11 protein-coding genes are annotated in these 14,793 nt (G+C 67.8%); 4 read left to right on the top strand and 7 right to left on the bottom strand.

Features of this window, described 5'->3' with window-relative positions; genetic code table 11:
• Positions 1 to 18 precede the first annotated feature (18 nt).
• Together ACFFJ7_RS07060 and ACFFJ7_RS07055 are read right to left on the bottom strand one after the other, a co-directional pair.
• A complete protein-coding gene (locus ACFFJ7_RS07060) occupies positions 19 to 534 on the bottom strand; it encodes a VOC family protein (protein ID WP_377591444.1) in 516 nt (171 codons plus the stop codon).
• A gap of 113 nt (positions 535 to 647) precedes the next feature.
• Positions 648 to 1,049, bottom strand: coding sequence for a DoxX family protein (locus ACFFJ7_RS07055; RefSeq protein ID WP_166948319.1), 402 nt, complete (start codon positions 1,047 to 1,049; stop codon positions 648 to 650).
• Between the two features lie 166 nt (positions 1,050 to 1,215).
• On the opposite strand from ACFFJ7_RS07055, the gene ACFFJ7_RS07050 reads away from it, so the two are divergent.
• A complete protein-coding gene (locus tag ACFFJ7_RS07050) occupies positions 1,216 to 2,136 on the top strand; it encodes a LysR family transcriptional regulator (RefSeq protein ID WP_377591441.1) in 921 nt (306 codons plus the stop codon).
• Between the two features lie 54 nt (positions 2,137 to 2,190).
• On the opposite strand, the gene ACFFJ7_RS07045 is transcribed toward ACFFJ7_RS07050, so the two are convergent.
• Positions 2,191 to 2,535 (bottom strand): DUF1491 family protein, encoded by a 345-nt coding sequence (locus ACFFJ7_RS07045; RefSeq protein ID WP_166948317.1) that lies wholly within the window; start codon positions 2,533 to 2,535, stop codon positions 2,191 to 2,193.
• Between the two features lie 92 nt (positions 2,536 to 2,627).
• Here ACFFJ7_RS07045 and galE point away from each other — a divergent pair, with 92 nt between their 5' ends.
• Positions 2,628 to 3,599 carry a UDP-glucose 4-epimerase GalE gene (gene galE, locus ACFFJ7_RS07040; RefSeq protein ID WP_377591439.1) on the top strand — a complete coding sequence of 324 codons (972 nt, stop codon included), beginning with the start codon at positions 2,628 to 2,630 and terminating at the stop codon, positions 3,597 to 3,599.
• 28 nt (positions 3,600 to 3,627) lie between these two features.
• On the opposite strand, the gene ACFFJ7_RS07035 is transcribed toward galE, so the two are convergent.
• Both ACFFJ7_RS07035 and ACFFJ7_RS07030 read right to left on the bottom strand, forming a co-directional pair.
• A complete protein-coding gene (locus ACFFJ7_RS07035; RefSeq protein ID WP_166948315.1) occupies positions 3,628 to 3,885 on the bottom strand; it encodes a hypothetical protein in 258 nt (85 codons plus the stop codon).
• Between the two features lie 153 nt (positions 3,886 to 4,038).
• The gene (locus ACFFJ7_RS07030; RefSeq protein ID WP_377591436.1) at positions 4,039 to 5,577 is read right to left on the bottom strand and encodes a YifB family Mg chelatase-like AAA ATPase; all 1,539 of its coding nucleotides are present in this window, start codon (positions 5,575 to 5,577) and stop codon (positions 4,039 to 4,041) included.
• Between the two features lie 341 nt (positions 5,578 to 5,918).
• Between ACFFJ7_RS07030 and ACFFJ7_RS07025 the strand changes: the two genes are divergently transcribed.
• Entirely contained in the window at positions 5,919 to 6,452 is a 534-nt protein-coding gene (locus ACFFJ7_RS07025; protein ID WP_377591434.1) for a Spy/CpxP family protein refolding chaperone, read from the top strand.
• 158 nt (positions 6,453 to 6,610) lie between these two features.
• Here the strand turns inward: ACFFJ7_RS07025 and ACFFJ7_RS07020 are convergent, their stop codons facing one another.
• Entirely contained in the window at positions 6,611 to 7,036 is a 426-nt protein-coding gene (locus tag ACFFJ7_RS07020) for a universal stress protein (protein ID WP_166948312.1), read from the bottom strand.
• Between the two features lie 102 nt (positions 7,037 to 7,138).
• Positions 7,139 to 7,459 carry a 2Fe-2S iron-sulfur cluster-binding protein gene (locus ACFFJ7_RS07015; RefSeq protein WP_166948311.1) on the bottom strand — a complete coding sequence of 107 codons (321 nt, stop codon included), beginning with the start codon at positions 7,457 to 7,459 and terminating at the stop codon, positions 7,139 to 7,141.
• 436 nt (positions 7,460 to 7,895) lie between these two features.
• Here ACFFJ7_RS07015 and ACFFJ7_RS07010 point away from each other — a divergent pair, with 436 nt between their 5' ends.
• Positions 7,896 to 14,735 (top strand): apolipoprotein A-IV repeat region-like domain-containing protein, encoded by a 6,840-nt coding sequence (locus tag ACFFJ7_RS07010; RefSeq protein WP_377591431.1) that lies wholly within the window; start codon positions 7,896 to 7,898, stop codon positions 14,733 to 14,735.
• Positions 14,736 to 14,793 lie beyond the last annotated feature (58 nt).

The following is a 14,793-nucleotide window of genomic DNA, read 5'->3' as shown; positions in this document are numbered from 1 at the left end:
ACCGGAGAATGCCCGGAGTTACACCGCCGCCAGCAGCCCGCGCAGGTCGAGCGGCTCCGTCACCATGGTGAGCACGCCGTCGCGGTTGCGCGGCCATTCGTCCTGCGGGCGGTCCCAGTAAAGCTCGACGCCGTTCTGGTCCGGATCGCGCAGATAGAGCGCCTCGCTGACGCCGTGGTCGCTCGCGCCGTCGAGTTCGATGCCCGCCGCGATCAGCCGGCGCAGCGCATCGGCGAGGGCGGCGCGTGTGGGATAGAGGATCGCCAGGTGATACAGGCCCGTGGTGCCGGGTGCGGGCGGGCGACCGCCGGCACTCTCCCAGGTGTTGAGCCCGATGTGGTGGTGGTAGCCGCCGGCGGAGATGAAGGCCGCCCGCGTGCCATAGCGCTGGATCAGCTCGAAGCCGAGTACGCCGTTATAAAAGGCGAGCGCGCGGTCGAGATCGGCGACCTTGAGATGCACATGGCCGATACGCACGCCCGGATCTATGGGCCGTGGCGTCCGTTCGGGTTCAATGACGGGAAGTCTGGTCATGATCGTGGCTTTCTGTAACGTTGTTGTTGCCTTTGCCCCCCGGGACGCCGGGCATTCCGGAAAGGAAACGCCCGGCGAGATGTCATTCGCATTCTGTCACATCACGGCGCGTATCACGCCTCGCCACGACGGCCGTCGAGGCTCCAGGCGCCGGGGCCGGCGAAAATCAGGTAGAAGAACACGAACGAGAACAGCGCCACCAGCTCGCCGCCGTTGAGGATCGGGAAGAAGCTGTGCGGGCTGTGGAACTGGAAGTACGCCACCGCCGCGAGGCCGGAAAGGACGAAGGCGGCCGCGCGCGTATAGAGACCAATCAGGATCAGGACGCTGCCCACTACCTCGATGATGCCGCCGATGCCGAATTGCGACAGCAGCGGGACATTCGCAAGCTGCTCGACATAGGGGAAGCGGATAAGCTTGGCGAGGCCATGCTGCAGGAAGAACAGGCTCGACGCGATGCGCAGGACGGCGAGCGCCTTCGGACGGAAATTGTCAAGGGTGGCGATCAGTGACATGGGTTGCTCCTTGCGGTGTCGGAAATGCGGCCGCCGGAGACCGGTGACGGAAGTGGCCGCAATGCTGCAAAGCAATATCGTTAATTTCACCCATGGTGTTAATCACGTCTGCGTGCATTATAATTATAACCAAGGGTGTGAGATTGATGACGACGAGGGATGGACGATGCTCGACCGGCTGACGGGCATGAGCGTGTTCGCGAAAGTGGTCGCCTCCGGCAGCTTCACTGCCGCGGCGCGGCTTTCCGGCATGTCGCAAACCATGGTCACGAAACATGTCGCGGCCCTTGAGGCACGGCTCGGCACGAAATTGCTGCATCGCACAACCCGCCGCCTGACCTTGACCGAGGCGGGCCGGCGCTTTCACGATGCCTGCCTGCGCATCCTGCCGGAAGTGGACGAAGCCGAGGCGGAGGCGGGCGCCGGCAACGTCGAGCCGCGCGGGGTGTTGCGCCTCAACGTGCCGTTTTCCTTCGGCATCCGCCAGATCGCGCCAGCCCTGCCGGCGTTCCTGTCGGCGCATCCGCAGCTCGACATCGAACTCGGGCTCAACGACCGTGTGGTCGATCTCGTCGACGAGGGCTGGGACGTCGCCGTGCGCATCGGCACGCTGGCGCCCTCGCGGCTGATCGCGTGCAAGCTCGCGCCCTGCCACAACCTGCTGTGCGCCGCTCCGGCCTATCTCAACCACCACGGCACGCCCCGCTCCATGGCCGACCTCGCCCGCCACAACTGCCTGGGCTACACGCTGTCCCAGCGCCTCGGCGCCGACCGCTGGCCGTTCGGCGATACAGGCGAGACGGTGCGCGTGTCCGGCAACCTGCGCGTCAACAACGGCGACGTGCTCGTCATCGCGGCGGAAGCCGGACAGGGCATCATCTACCAGCCGACTTTCCTTGTCGGCGACGCGATCCGCGCCGGCCGGCTGAAGCCGATCGTCCTCGACCGGCCGCTGGTGGACACCGGCAACGTCTACGCCGTCTTCCCGCACGACCGGCAGCCGCCGGCCAAGGTACGCGCGCTGATCGATTTCCTGGGCGAGCGCTTCTCCCCCTCCCCGCCTTGGGACGGGGAACTGCCGGTCTGATGCGAAGACAGACGGGTGGAGCGGCGGCGTGCTTCCGGCCTCGCTTCCGCTACCCTATTCCCGCGCCAGATCAAGGAAATGTCGCCCCTCGCGATCCTCGACATCGACGATCCACAGATCGGAATCGAAGTCGATCTCGCGCCGCAACCGCTCTTCCGCGGCAGCCGGCGTCGGCCCGGACTTCAGGGGAACAGGCGCGAAGAGGCGCACGCCCGCATCCTCGTCCGCCAGGCTCTGCGGCGCGGGACCGAAAAGCCGGGCCGTGCCGTCGAGCCGGTCGACCAGCACGAAGATCGCACCCGCCTCCGCCGCGCCACGCCGGCGCAACACCGCGAAAGCCCCCTCCACCGCGCAGCGGCGCAGATAAGCCGACACCCAGATTTCGCTTTTCAGCCGCATGGCGCACCCTTCACAAACCTGCTGACTTTCGGGAACCTCCGACATATATGTCGGAGATTCGCCACGTCATCCATCCTGGACATGGAGTTCAAATGGCCGTTCTCGTCACAGGCGCAGCTGGCTACATCGGCAGCCACATGGTGCTCGAACTCGCCGACCGCGGCGAGGCGGCCGTCGCGCTCGACGACCTCTCCGTCGGCCGCCGGGAGGCCATTCCCAGCGCCACGCCCTTTTACGAAGGCAACGCTGGTGACGCGGGGCTGGTCGCGCGCATCGTCCGCGACCATGCCGTCGACACGATCATCCATTTCGCGGGCAGCATCAGCGTGCCGGAATCGGTCGCAGATCCGCTGGGGTACTACCTCAACAACGTGGTCGGGACCCGCGCGCTCATCGAGACCGCCGTCCGGCAGGGTGTGAAACGCTTTATCTTCTCCTCCACCGCCACCGTCTATGGCGATGCAACGGTGTCGCCCATTCCCGAGACGACGGCGCTGGCGCCGATCAACCCTTACGGCTGGTCGAAGCTCATGGTCGAGCAGATGCTGCGTGACACGGCGGCGGCGCACGGCTTGCAATTCGCCATCCTGCGGTATTTCAACGTCGCCGGGGCCGACCCGCTGGGCCGTGCCGGCCAGTCGACGCCGACCGGCCATCTCATCAAGGTCGCGCTCGCCGCCGCGCTCGGCCGCCGGTCCCATATTGATGTGTTCGGCCAAGATTATCCGACGCCCGACGGCACCTGCCTGCGCGACTACGTCCACGTCTCGGACCTCGCCGGCGCCCATATGCTGGCGCTCGCGCATCTGCGCGACGGGGGCGGCAATCTGACGCTGAATTGCGGCTACGGGCACGGCTCGTCGGTGCGGGACGTCGTCGCCACCGTGCGAGCCGTCACCGGCCAGGCCGTCGAGACCCGCGATGCGCCGCGGCGCGACGGCGACCCCGCCTCGCTGATCGCCGCCAACGGTGGCATCCTCGCGCTGGGATGGGCGCCGCGTTTCGACGACCTCTCCACCATCATTCGCCATGCATGGACGTGGGAACGGCGGCTTGCGGGCTGAGAAGCTTCCCTGAAAACGCACCCGGCCTTCAGTGGCGGGGGCGGGACGAGAAGCAGCCGGCGCGGACGCGGTCGGGCAGGCGCTCGGCGAAATCCGCCACGGCTTCCTCGCCGTAGGTCGCGACCAGCGTGTGAAAGGCGGCGAACAGCGCCGCATGCGCGATGCAATCCTCGTCCAGACCGTCGAGTTGCGCCTCCGCGAACGCCTCCTTCAGATAGAAGAGCGCTGCCCGCTTCTCGTCCATCACGTCATGGAGATCGCCTGTTTCGTTTACGTCTATGATCATGCTCACGCTCACCAGACTGCGTCGACTGTCCCTTGCCTGTTACCATAGGGCCATGACGCGCCCGCCGCCAGCAAGTTATTGCAATGCGGTTAACACCGGGCGGAATATGCATGTTGATAAAAAACTGTTGCATGCACGCAACAACCATTCCTCTCATGCCGCCGCCGCGATCCGCCCGATGCCGCCGCGATAGGACAACGCTTCCGCCAGATGCCGCCGGCCGACTCTCTCCTCACCGTCGAGGTCGGCGAGGGTGCGCGCCATGCGCAGCACGCGGTGATAGCCGCGGGCCGACAGGCGCATGGAGTCGGCCGCGTCACGCAGCAGGACGAGGCCCGCGCCGTCCGGCTGCGCCACCTCCTCCAGCAGCGGCGGCGGGCAGTGGGCGTTGGTTCCGCCGGCGGCGAGGCCGAGGGCGCGATAGCGGCGCGCCTGCATGTCCCGCGCCCGCGCCACCCGCGCGGCGACGGCGGCCGAGCTTTCCGCCGCCTGCGGCTGGATGAGATCGGCGGCCGTCACTGCCGGCACCTCTATGGCGAGATCGATGCGGTCGAGCAGCGGGCCGGAAAGGCGCGCCTGATATTGCGCCGTGCAACGGTCGTTGGGCTGGCGCCGGCAGGCGAAGCCCGGTTCCGTCGCATGGCCGCAGCGGCAGGGGTTCATCGCAGCGACGAGCTGGAAGCGCGCTGGATAGACCGCCCGCCTGTTGGCGCGGGAGATCAGCACCTCGCCGGCCTCCATCGGCTGGCGGAGGCCGTCGAGCGTCTGGGGCGCGAACTCGGGCAATTCGTCGAGGAACAGCACACCATTGTGCGCCAGCGACACTTCGCCGGGCCGCGCATGCACGCCGCCGCCGACAAGCGCCGCCATGGAGGCGGAATGATGCGGGGCGCGGAACGGCCGCCTGTCCGTGAGCGCGCCTTCGGCAAGGAGGCCCGCGACCGAATGGACCATCGACACCTCCAGCAGTTCGCGCGGCGTCAGTGGCGGCAGGATCGACGGCAGGCGGCTCGCGAGCATCGACTTGCCGCTGCCGGGCGGGCCGTGCAGCAGCAGGTTGTGGTTGCCGGCCGCGGCGATTTCCAGCGCGCGGCGCGCGCTCTCCTGCCCGCGAATGTCGCCGAGATCGGGCATCGGCGCGCCTGCCCGCTCCACCGCCGGCGAGGGACGCGCCAGCACCTGCGTGCCCCTGACATGGTTGGCGAGCTGCACGAGCGAGGCAGGCGCCACGATGTCGAGATCGCCGCCCGCCCATGCCGCCTCCGGACCGCAGGCCGCCGGGCAGATGAGGCCGAGCCCGCGTTCCGCCGCGGCCATGGCCGCCGGCAGCGCGCCCGCCACCGACGCCAACGTGCCGTCGAGTGCCAGCTCGCCGAGCACGACGTAACCGGCCAGCGCATCGGCCGGAATGGCGCCGATCGCCGCCATGACCGCCAGCGCGATCGGCAGGTCGTAGTGCGAGCCCTCCTTCGGCATATCCGCCGGCGCGAGATTGACGGTGACGCGCTTCGCGGGCATCGCCAGCCCGGAGGCCGCAAGCGCGGCGCGTACGCGCTCCCGCGATTCGCCGACCGCCTTGTCCGGCAGGCCGACGACGGAAAACGCCACCACCCCCGACGACACGAGCACCTGCACGTCGACGGGGCGCGCCTCGATCCCCTCGAAAGCAACCGTCGCAACCCGCGCAACCATCCATCATCCCCGAAAACCGCACACCGGCGCTCCATGTGCGAGCACAATAGTACAGCCATCAGCGCCACTCAAGAACAATTAATGAACATAATTCAAAATTCCTTTATTTTATTATTTAAAGAAAATCAAAATACGTAATTCATAAAAAAATCGATATTATTTGATGATTTTTTAATAAAAAATTTAGATATTTAAATACAATTTCTCTTTATTGTTTCATATGTTACATAAATTTAATAATGGCTTCTGCCACCTTAAGGAAAGTTAACTTGAATGCGGGCCGGGGCGGCGGCATATTTTTTTGCATCGCAACCGAGAGTGATCCGAAAGGACGACCGGATATGAAAAAAGCAATCGTTGCCGCTTCCACCGCCCTGCTTCTCGCCGGCCTGACGCCCGCGTTCGCCCAGGCCGACCAGAAGGACAGCAAGCCCGCGGTGGAGAAGGTCGAGCGCGACCGCCAGCAGGGTCCGCGCTTCTCCGCTGAGGACCGCGCCGCTTTCGTCGCCGCCCGACTCGCGGCCCTGAAGGCCGGCCTGCAGCTCACGTCCGAGCAGGAGCCCCACTGGACCGCCCTTGAAACCGCGCTGCGCGGCATCGCCGACGAGCGCGCGGAACGGCTCGCCGAACGTCGCGCCGGCCGCGACGAGGATGACAGCGAGGCGGATAGCGGGGAACGCCGCGAGCGCCGCGATGTGCTGCAGGTGCTCTCCTGGCAGGCCGAGGGCCTGCGGGCACGTGCGGACAATCTCACCAAGGTGGCCGAGGCGGCCAAGCCGCTCTATGACAGCCTGAACGATGCCCAGAAGCGGCGTTTTGGCGTGCTGCTGCGCGATGCGCTCGGCGGCCCCGGCGGGCCTCGCCACCAGCGCTGACCGCCTCTTCACCCCGTTCATAGGAAGGCCGGCGCCCGCGAGGACGCCGGCCTTCATCGTTTCCGAGTCGCTTACCGGCTCGGCGGCTGGCGTGTCAGATCATGCCTCAATTCACGGAAACCGGAATCTGTCCTGTTTACGTTGAAACAAGGCAGCCTCTAGTCGCGCAGCACCAGCACGGAACAGGTGGCGTGGCGCACGATGGTCGCGGCGTTGGAGCCGATGAGGTAGGTCGAGACGCCCGGCTGGTGCGAAGACACGACGATCAGGTCCGCGCCCATCTCCGACGCCTCCTCCAGCACCTCATTGTAGACCGCGCCGAGCCGCACAGCGGTCGAAACACGCTCGGGCGGCAGGGGAACGCTCTTGGCGAACTCCGTCAGATCGTCGGCCGCCTGCTTCGCCTGCTCCTCGTCGAAATCCGGCGGCACGAACTCCACAAACGACACCGGCAGCACGGAGCGCACATAGACGAGCCGCACGGTGCCGCCCGATTCCCGCGCCAGCGCCGCCGCCCGCGCGACAGCCTTGCGCGCGATATCGAGATCCGCCAGGTCGACCGGAACGAGAATCTTCTTGAACATGGTCCGCTCTCCTTCGCTCAACAGGCTCACTATCGCGGCGATGGCCGCCTGCGGCCTTGTCCTGCATCAATCGCACGCATGAATCGCGCGCCGTCCATATTATTACGCCTGACGTTCCGGCGTGTGAACAACGAGCCCGTCGAGCGCGTCGCTGACGCGAATCTGGCAGGAGAGTCGGGAGTTCGGCCGCACGTCGAGCGCGAAGTCGAGCATATCCTCCTCCATGTCTACGGGTTCGCCGACGATGTCGACCCACATGTCATCGACATAGACGTGGCAGGTGGCACAGGCACACGCGCCCCCGCACTCGCCCACGATTTCCGGAATGGCGTTGCGGACGGCGGTCTCCATGACTGTGGAGCCCGAAGCGGCATTGACGCTGCGCGCAGCCCCAGTCGAATCGATATAGGTAATGATCGGCATAAAACTTCCTGACTGTTCTGCACACGGCATCCGGATCGCGGCTTTTCTGCAACACCGGCTCACAACACTGCCGGCGGAAGGCGTTTATACCCTCGCTCCCGGTCTTCGACCGCTCGCGCGTGAGTTTTGCTCAAGCACCGTACGGGCTTGACCGCCCCTCGGTGAGCCAGGCCCATCGAGGGGCGGTATGGCGTGCCCTTGTCGCCGCGCAGCGTTATGCAGCGTATTGACAGGCAAAGGCATCGTTCAATCCCTACCGCGGCGTTTACCATAAGCTTAATATTTGATTAACGATGTCCGGCAAAGGCGTCGGAGCGGGTTTTCATCCGGCGATGCAAAGTTTAGGGTGAGCGCAGCGTTAGAGTGTTTTCAGATGGGCCAACTCCCTCGGGGCCTTGGCATAGTTGTGCTTCAATCGCACGAATGGGGCGGCAAGATGGTTCAGACAAGCAAGCGTATCGATGCAACGGCGGAAGCCCTTTCCGCCATTGAGGAAGCGCTTAACCTGAAGTCGCCGCCCAAGAGCGCCGGGGAAAAACCCGTCTCCGCGGAAAAATCCGGCGTTGCCGACAGCAAGGCTGCCGCGCCGGAAAAGCCGGCTTCCGCCGAGAAAGCCGCGCCGCCAGCACCCGCCGCCCCGGCTCCGGAGGCTGCCACCCGGGCTCCCGCGCAGCCGGCAACCGGCGCTGCCCAGCCCCGGGCCGCGTCCGCGCCGCCGCAGGGGCAGACCTCCACAAGCGGCAACGCGGCCGCCGGCGATGGCGCCGCTTCAGCCGCGAAGGCCAGCCTGCCGCGCGCCGATGCAGTGCTGCCGCGCACGGACGGCCAGCACGCCCGCCCCGCTCCCTCCGCCGAAGCGCGCGGCAACGCGCCGCGCGAGGCCGGCGAGCCCGAGGGCCGGGAAAGCCACGTCGCGGAAAGCAGCGCCTTCGTGCGCGACACGCAGAGGGGCGTCATCGTCGCCCCCGACACCGCGCGCGTGGCGAACGATGACAAGGAAGCCGTCGGCGCCCTCCTCCAGCTGCTGCAGCGCAAGCCCTCCGCCGGGCCGTACTGGATCGCCGCCGCGCTGTCCGTCATCTGGGCGTGCATCGTCGCGAGCTTCTTCTATGTGCAGCGCGATGTATCAGGCACGGGCCTTTCGGCCGCCGTTGCGTCGCTCGATCCGCAATCGTGGGCGCTCTATGCGGCGGCTGTCGCGGGCCCGGTCATCTTCGCCTTCGTGCTCGCGGCGCTGCATGCGCGCACGCAGGAGATTCGCCACGTGGCGCGCGCCATGACGGGCGTGGCCGTGCGGCTGGCGCAGCCGGAGACGCTCGCCTCGGATTCGGTGGCGAGCCTCTCGCAGGCCGTCCGGCGCGAGATGGTGGCGATGGGTGACGGCGTCGAGAGGGCACTCGCGCGCGCGGGCGAACTGGACACGCTGGTGCGCACCGAGATCGCCACGCTGGAGCGTTCTTATTCCGATAACGAGGTGCGCATCAGGGGCCTGATCGACGAACTCGTCGCCCAGCGCGACGCCATCGTCGGCAGCGCGGACCGGGCACAGGCGGCGATCACCAGTTCGCAAGGCGCGCTGGTGAAGGACCTCGAATCGCGCAGCAACGCGCTGACCGTGTCGCTGTCCATCGTCGGCACGCGCATCGCGGAATCCATCGCCGCGCGGGGCGAGCAGCTCTCGCAGTCGCTGACCCAGGCGGGCGACCGGGTCGTTCAGGATATCGAGGCGCACGGCACCCAGCTCCTCGACAAACTCACGGGCGTCAGTAAAAACGTCAACGAGCGGCTCTCGAGCGCGAGCGGCGATCTCACGCAGGCCCTCGACGACAAGGCGCGGGAAATCGGCGAAGGGCTGACGCGCACGGGCAAGCACCTTGCCGGAGTGCTCGGCGAAAGCACCGAGAAGGCCGCGCAGGCCTTTGCCGAAGCCGGCACCACGGTGGCGGATTCCATCGCCGCACGCGCGGGCGAGGTGAACAAGACGCTGAAATCGACTGGCGATTCGCTTGCCGTGTCCCTCAGCCTGCACGGCGCGGAAGTGAGCCAGCGCATCGCGCAGACAGGCCATGAAATCGCCGAGGCTATCGATGTGAACGGCACCGGGCTGGCCGAGCGCCTGACGCGCACGGGCGATGTCATCCGCAAGGTCATCGTCGACGACGGCAAGGCGCTGGAAACGGGCCTCGCGCAGACGGGCGAACGGCTGTCGAAGGCGATCGCCGAGCAGACCGAGACCGCGCGCACGCAGTTCGCCGACGGCACCGGGCAGATGCTGACGGCATTCCGCCAGCAGGCGGAAACGCTCGACAACACGATGCGCGAACGTGTCGAGGCCACCCACGCCACCCTCACCTCCGTGGGCCGGGACGTCGTCCTCGCCATCGCCACGCAGGGCGTGCGCGTCAACGAATCGCTCGCCTCCAGCGCCGAGGACGCGGCCCGCACCATCGACGTCCGCGGCCAGGCGGTCGACGAGGCGCTCGGCGCGCGTCTCGTCGCCTTCGAGGCCACCGTCTCCTCCGGAGGCGAACGGCTCGACCGGACGTTGGCGCAGCATCTCGATGCGTTCCAGGGCGTCATCGGCGAGCGCACGCAAGACCTCGACAAGACCATCGGCCAACGCACGCAGACCCTGCGGGACGCGCTGGAGACCGGCGGCAAGACGCTGGAAACCGCCTTCACAAGCCAGCTCGACGGGCTACGTTCCGTCATCGGCCACAGCGCCCGCGCTGTCGACCAGCTCTTCGACGCCCGCCTGCAGGGCTTCTCCCGCTTCGTCGGCGATCTCAACACCACGCTCACCGGGCTCGGCGAAACGCTCGGCACTCTCACGAGCACGCGCAGCGGTCTGGACGACGCTCTCGGCAACCTGAAATCGACACTCGGCGGCTTCGACGCAGCACGCGATCGCTTTGAAACCGCATTCGATGCAGGCAAGAAGGAACTCGACACGCTGCTGGCGAACCGCCTCACCGGCATCGGCGAGGTGCTGGAGACGCGCGGGCGGGATATCGACGGGCGGCTCGGCGGCCACGTCGCGGCGTTGCGCCAGACGCTCGACCGCGGCACCGGCGCATTCGAGACCTCGTTCGCGAACCTGCTTTCGTCGGTCGACGGCTCCGTCAGCGCTGGCGCGAACAGGATCGAGAACATCATCGAGACGCGCCTGTCCGGGTTCGGAGAGGCGATCGCGACGCAGGGGCAAGCCGTGGACGAGAAGCTCGCGGGGCGTCTCGGCGAACTGCGCACGACCCTCGACCAGGGCGGCGCCACGCTGGAGAAGCTCGTCGGCGGCCTCGCAACCTCCGTCGACGGTACCGTGGCCAAGCTTGTCAACGCGGTCGACGACAGCGTCGAGAGCGGTGCCGCCAGAATCGAGGGCACGCTCGGCAAGCGCCTCGCCGGCTTCGAGGAGACCATCACGACACGCGGGCAGGCCCTCGACGACAGGCTCGCGGGACGCCTCGGCGAACTGCGCACGGCTCTCGACCAGGGCGGCGCCACGCTGGAGAAGCTCGTCGGCGGCCTCGCAACCTCCGTCGATGGCACCGTGGCCAAGCTCGTCAGTGCGGTCGACGGCAGCATCGAGAGCGGCGCGGCCAGAATCGAGGATACGCTCGGCAAGCGCCTCGCCGGCTTCGAGGAAACCGTGGAAACCCGCGGGCAGGCGCTCGACGGCAAACTGGCCGAACGGCTCGGCAACCTGCGCGAGACGCTCGACGGCGGCGCGCAGACGCTCGACGCCGCCTTCACCGGCCGCCTCGCCGCGCTGCGCAAGGCCATTGACGAGGGTTCGACGACGCTCGACGGCGTGCTCTCGGCGCGCTTCGACAGCCTGAAGGACATCGTCGACAATGGCGGTTCGGCGCTCGACGCGACGCTTTCCACCCGTTTCGACAGCTTCCGCACCACCTTCGACGACTACGGGCGCAAAACCGACGAGCAACTGGCAGCACGGCTCGCCCAGTTCCACGAGGCAATCAACAAGGGCGGCAGCCAGATCGACGCGGCGCTGCTGTCGCGGCTGGGCAGCTTCAAGTCCGTCATAGACGCCGGCCGGTCGTCGCTGGAGGCGGGCATCGACACACGCGTCGAGACGCTGCAGACGGCGGTCGAGGCAGGCGCGGCCGCGATCAGCGAGGCGTTCGCCGCCAGCAGCAGCAAGGTGGAAGGCCATCTGGAGCACGTCGGCAAGACGGTTTCGGAACAGCAGACGGCGATCAGCGGCCTGCTGACGAACCACCTCGAAACCTTCCGCCACGTCTTCGACCGGCGCAGCCGCGCGCTGGACGAAACCATCAGCGGCCAGCTTTCCACCTTCGGTGAAAGCATCGCCCGGCACGGCGCGGAACTCAACACCGTCCTGTCCGCCCGGCTGGGCGAGTTCCAGGAAACCATCGTCGAGCGCGGCGCGACGCTGGATGCGCAGCTCGGCGAGCGCATCGCGGCATTCCAGGACGGCGTGTCCGCCTTTGGCAAGGAAGTCGAGGGCACGCTCGCCAACCGCCTCGACCATTTCAACACGCTCGTCTCCCGCACGGGAGCGACGCTCGACACGGCACTCGGCGCGCGCATCGAGGGCTTCCGCAGCAGCATCGAGATGCACAGCCAGTCCTTCGAGGCCGGCATCGCCTCGCGCCTCGACGCCTTCCAGACGGCGATCGCCACGCGCGGGCAGGAACTCGACTCCTCGCTGATGGCGCGTCTTGCGGCGCTGCGCGAGATCGTCGACACGCGCGGCCAGCATCTCGACAACCTGCTCGGCGAGCGCCTCGCGGCGCTGGAAGACACCGTCGTGCGGCGTGGCGGCGAGGTGGCGCAGCGCATCGAGCGCGACACGCAGGCGCTGGCCACCATCGTCGAAAACGGACTCGACGACGTCGAGAAACGCCTCACCGGCCCCGCGCGCGATGCAGCGGAGCAGATCGGCGCGAGCGCGCGCCAGTCCGCCGGCCTCATCGAGGAACGGATCACGACATTCGAGGAGCGGACGCGGGCGCGCACCGCGCAGGTCAGCGAGGCGCTCGAAACCCTCATCGACGGCATCGACACGCGCATCGACGCCCGCGCCGCCGCCCTCAACGAGGCGCTCGTCAGCCGCACGACCGAGCTGGCGCGCACGCTCGCCGACGGCGGGCGCGCCGCCGCCGAGGCGTTGGAAACGAAGGTGGCAGCCATCGGCACCGCCGTGTCCGAGAGCGGCGAGGCGGTCGCGCAGCGCATCGCCGAACAGGTCTCGTTCGTGGACACGACCCTCGGCGAGCGCACGCGCACGATTGCCGACACGCTCGATACCGGCGTATCGCAGTTCGAGCAGCGGATCGTCGGCCGGCTGGAGACGCTGGGTACGCGCCTGACCGACCGCGGCAACGCGCTCGACGAAAGCCTCGCACAGCGCGCGCAGGCTATCGACGCGACGCTCGGCAACCGCACGCAGGAACTCACCGCCTTGTTCGACGGCCGCAGCGCCGATCTCGTCTCGGCGCTGAGCGAGCGCGGCGACGCGATCGCAACCGAGATGGCGTCCGTCGGCGAGGCCGTGGTGCGCACCATAGAGGCACGCGGCGGCTCCATGGTGGACGCGCTGCGCGAACGCAGCGAGGGCATGGCCGACCTGTTCATCCGCTCCAGCGAGACGCTGCAGAAGGCCATCGACGAAGGCACCGCCCGCTCCATCGATGCGCTGGTGGGCGCCAACGAGCGCATCCGCGGCGAGCTATCGGACGTCATCCACCGCATTTCGGAGGCCAACACGGCGCTGGAGCGGCTGGCGAGCACGGCGGGCAGCAACCTGTCCGAGGTCGAGAGCGGCCTTTCCGAGCGCGTTGCATCGCTGCGGGACGTGGTGCAGGCGCTGTCGCAGGAAAGCGAACGGGCGACCCACGGCGTGCGCGAGCAGGTGGAAGCGCTGCAGGCCGTCGCCACGCGCACCATCGCGGAAACGGCGTCCGTCGCCAGCAACCTCGCGGAGCAGGGCGCCGACGTATCGCGGATCACGCATGAGCATGTCACGGCGCTGGCAGGCGCGGCGAAGGCGCTCGCCGCCGTCGAGGGCAAGCTCGGCGACGCCGTGGAGAGCCGCCGCACCGCGCTGGAGGCGGTCGTTGCCTCGGTCAACGCCCGCACGGACGAGCTTGCGGCGATCACCCGCAACTTCGACACGGCGCTGACGCAATCGCTGGACGCGGTCGAGGAAAAGGCGCAGCGCATCGGCGCGACCCTGTCCGGGAGCAGCGAGGCGACGAGCGCCCATGTCGCCGCGCAGCTGGCCCAGCTCGATGCGCTGGCCACCGACCAGCGCGAGCGCACGGTCACGGCCCTGCGCCAGTCCTATGAGGCGGTCATCGCGGCGCTGCGCGCCGATCTTGACCGCGCCACGGAGAACTTCCACGAGGTGGCGCACAGCATGCAGGCCACCACCAGCGTCATCCAGCGCGAACTCGCCGACACCCGCGCCGTGCTGCACGCCGGTCTGGAGGCACTGCCCCGCGAGACGCAGGAAAGCACCGCCGCCATGCGCAAGGTGGTCACGGACCAGATCAGGGCGCTGAACGAACTGACGGATATCGTCACGCAGGCCGGCAACGCCAGCCAGCTCTCCCGCGCGGTGGCAGCGCCTCGCGAGGCAATTGGACAGGCCGTCACCCCGGCCGAGCCAGCCGGCGGCGCGGTTGCCACCGCCTCCAGCCAGGACGCGCTGGCGGCCATCCGCGCCGCAACGCTGATCGCGGCGCCCATCCCGGCGCCCGCCCGCTGGCCGGCTCCGGCGCCGCAGCCCGCCACGGCGGAACCGGTGGCCGAGACCGTCGTGCACACGCCCGTCGCCGGAACGCCCGTCGCGAGCACCGGCAGCTGGCTGAAGGACCTGCTGGTGCGTGCCTCCGACGACAATGAGCCCGTCGCGACCGGCCGGGAGGGCCGCAGCCAGCGCAACACGCTCGCGGTGCTCGACGCCATCTCCGGCGACATCGCCCGCATGATCGATCACGATGCGGCCGTGGAGCTGTGGGAGCGCTACCGCGGCGGAGAGCGCAACGTGTTCACCCGCCGGCTCTACACGCTGCAGGGCCAGCAGGTCTTCGACGAAATCGGCCGCAAGTACCGGCAGGAGTCCGAATTCCGGGACACGGTGGACCGCTACATCGGCGAGTTCGAACACCTGCTGGCGGAAGTAGCGCGCAAGGATCAGGATCAGGTGCTGACGCGCACCTATCTCACGTCGGAGACCGGCAAGGTCTACACGATGCTTTCGCACGCGACCGGGCGCTTCGACTAAACGTTGGAGTACTTCTGTTTTTAACAGAAGTACTCCAACGTTTGACTCTGGCGGAAAA

Origin of the sequence: Pseudochelatococcus lubricantis (assembly GCF_042432495.1) — a bacterium.
In the GTDB taxonomy this organism is placed as follows: domain Bacteria; phylum Pseudomonadota; class Alphaproteobacteria; order Rhizobiales; family Beijerinckiaceae; genus Pseudochelatococcus; species Pseudochelatococcus lubricantis.
This window is presented reverse-complemented; position numbering and strand designations above follow the sequence as displayed.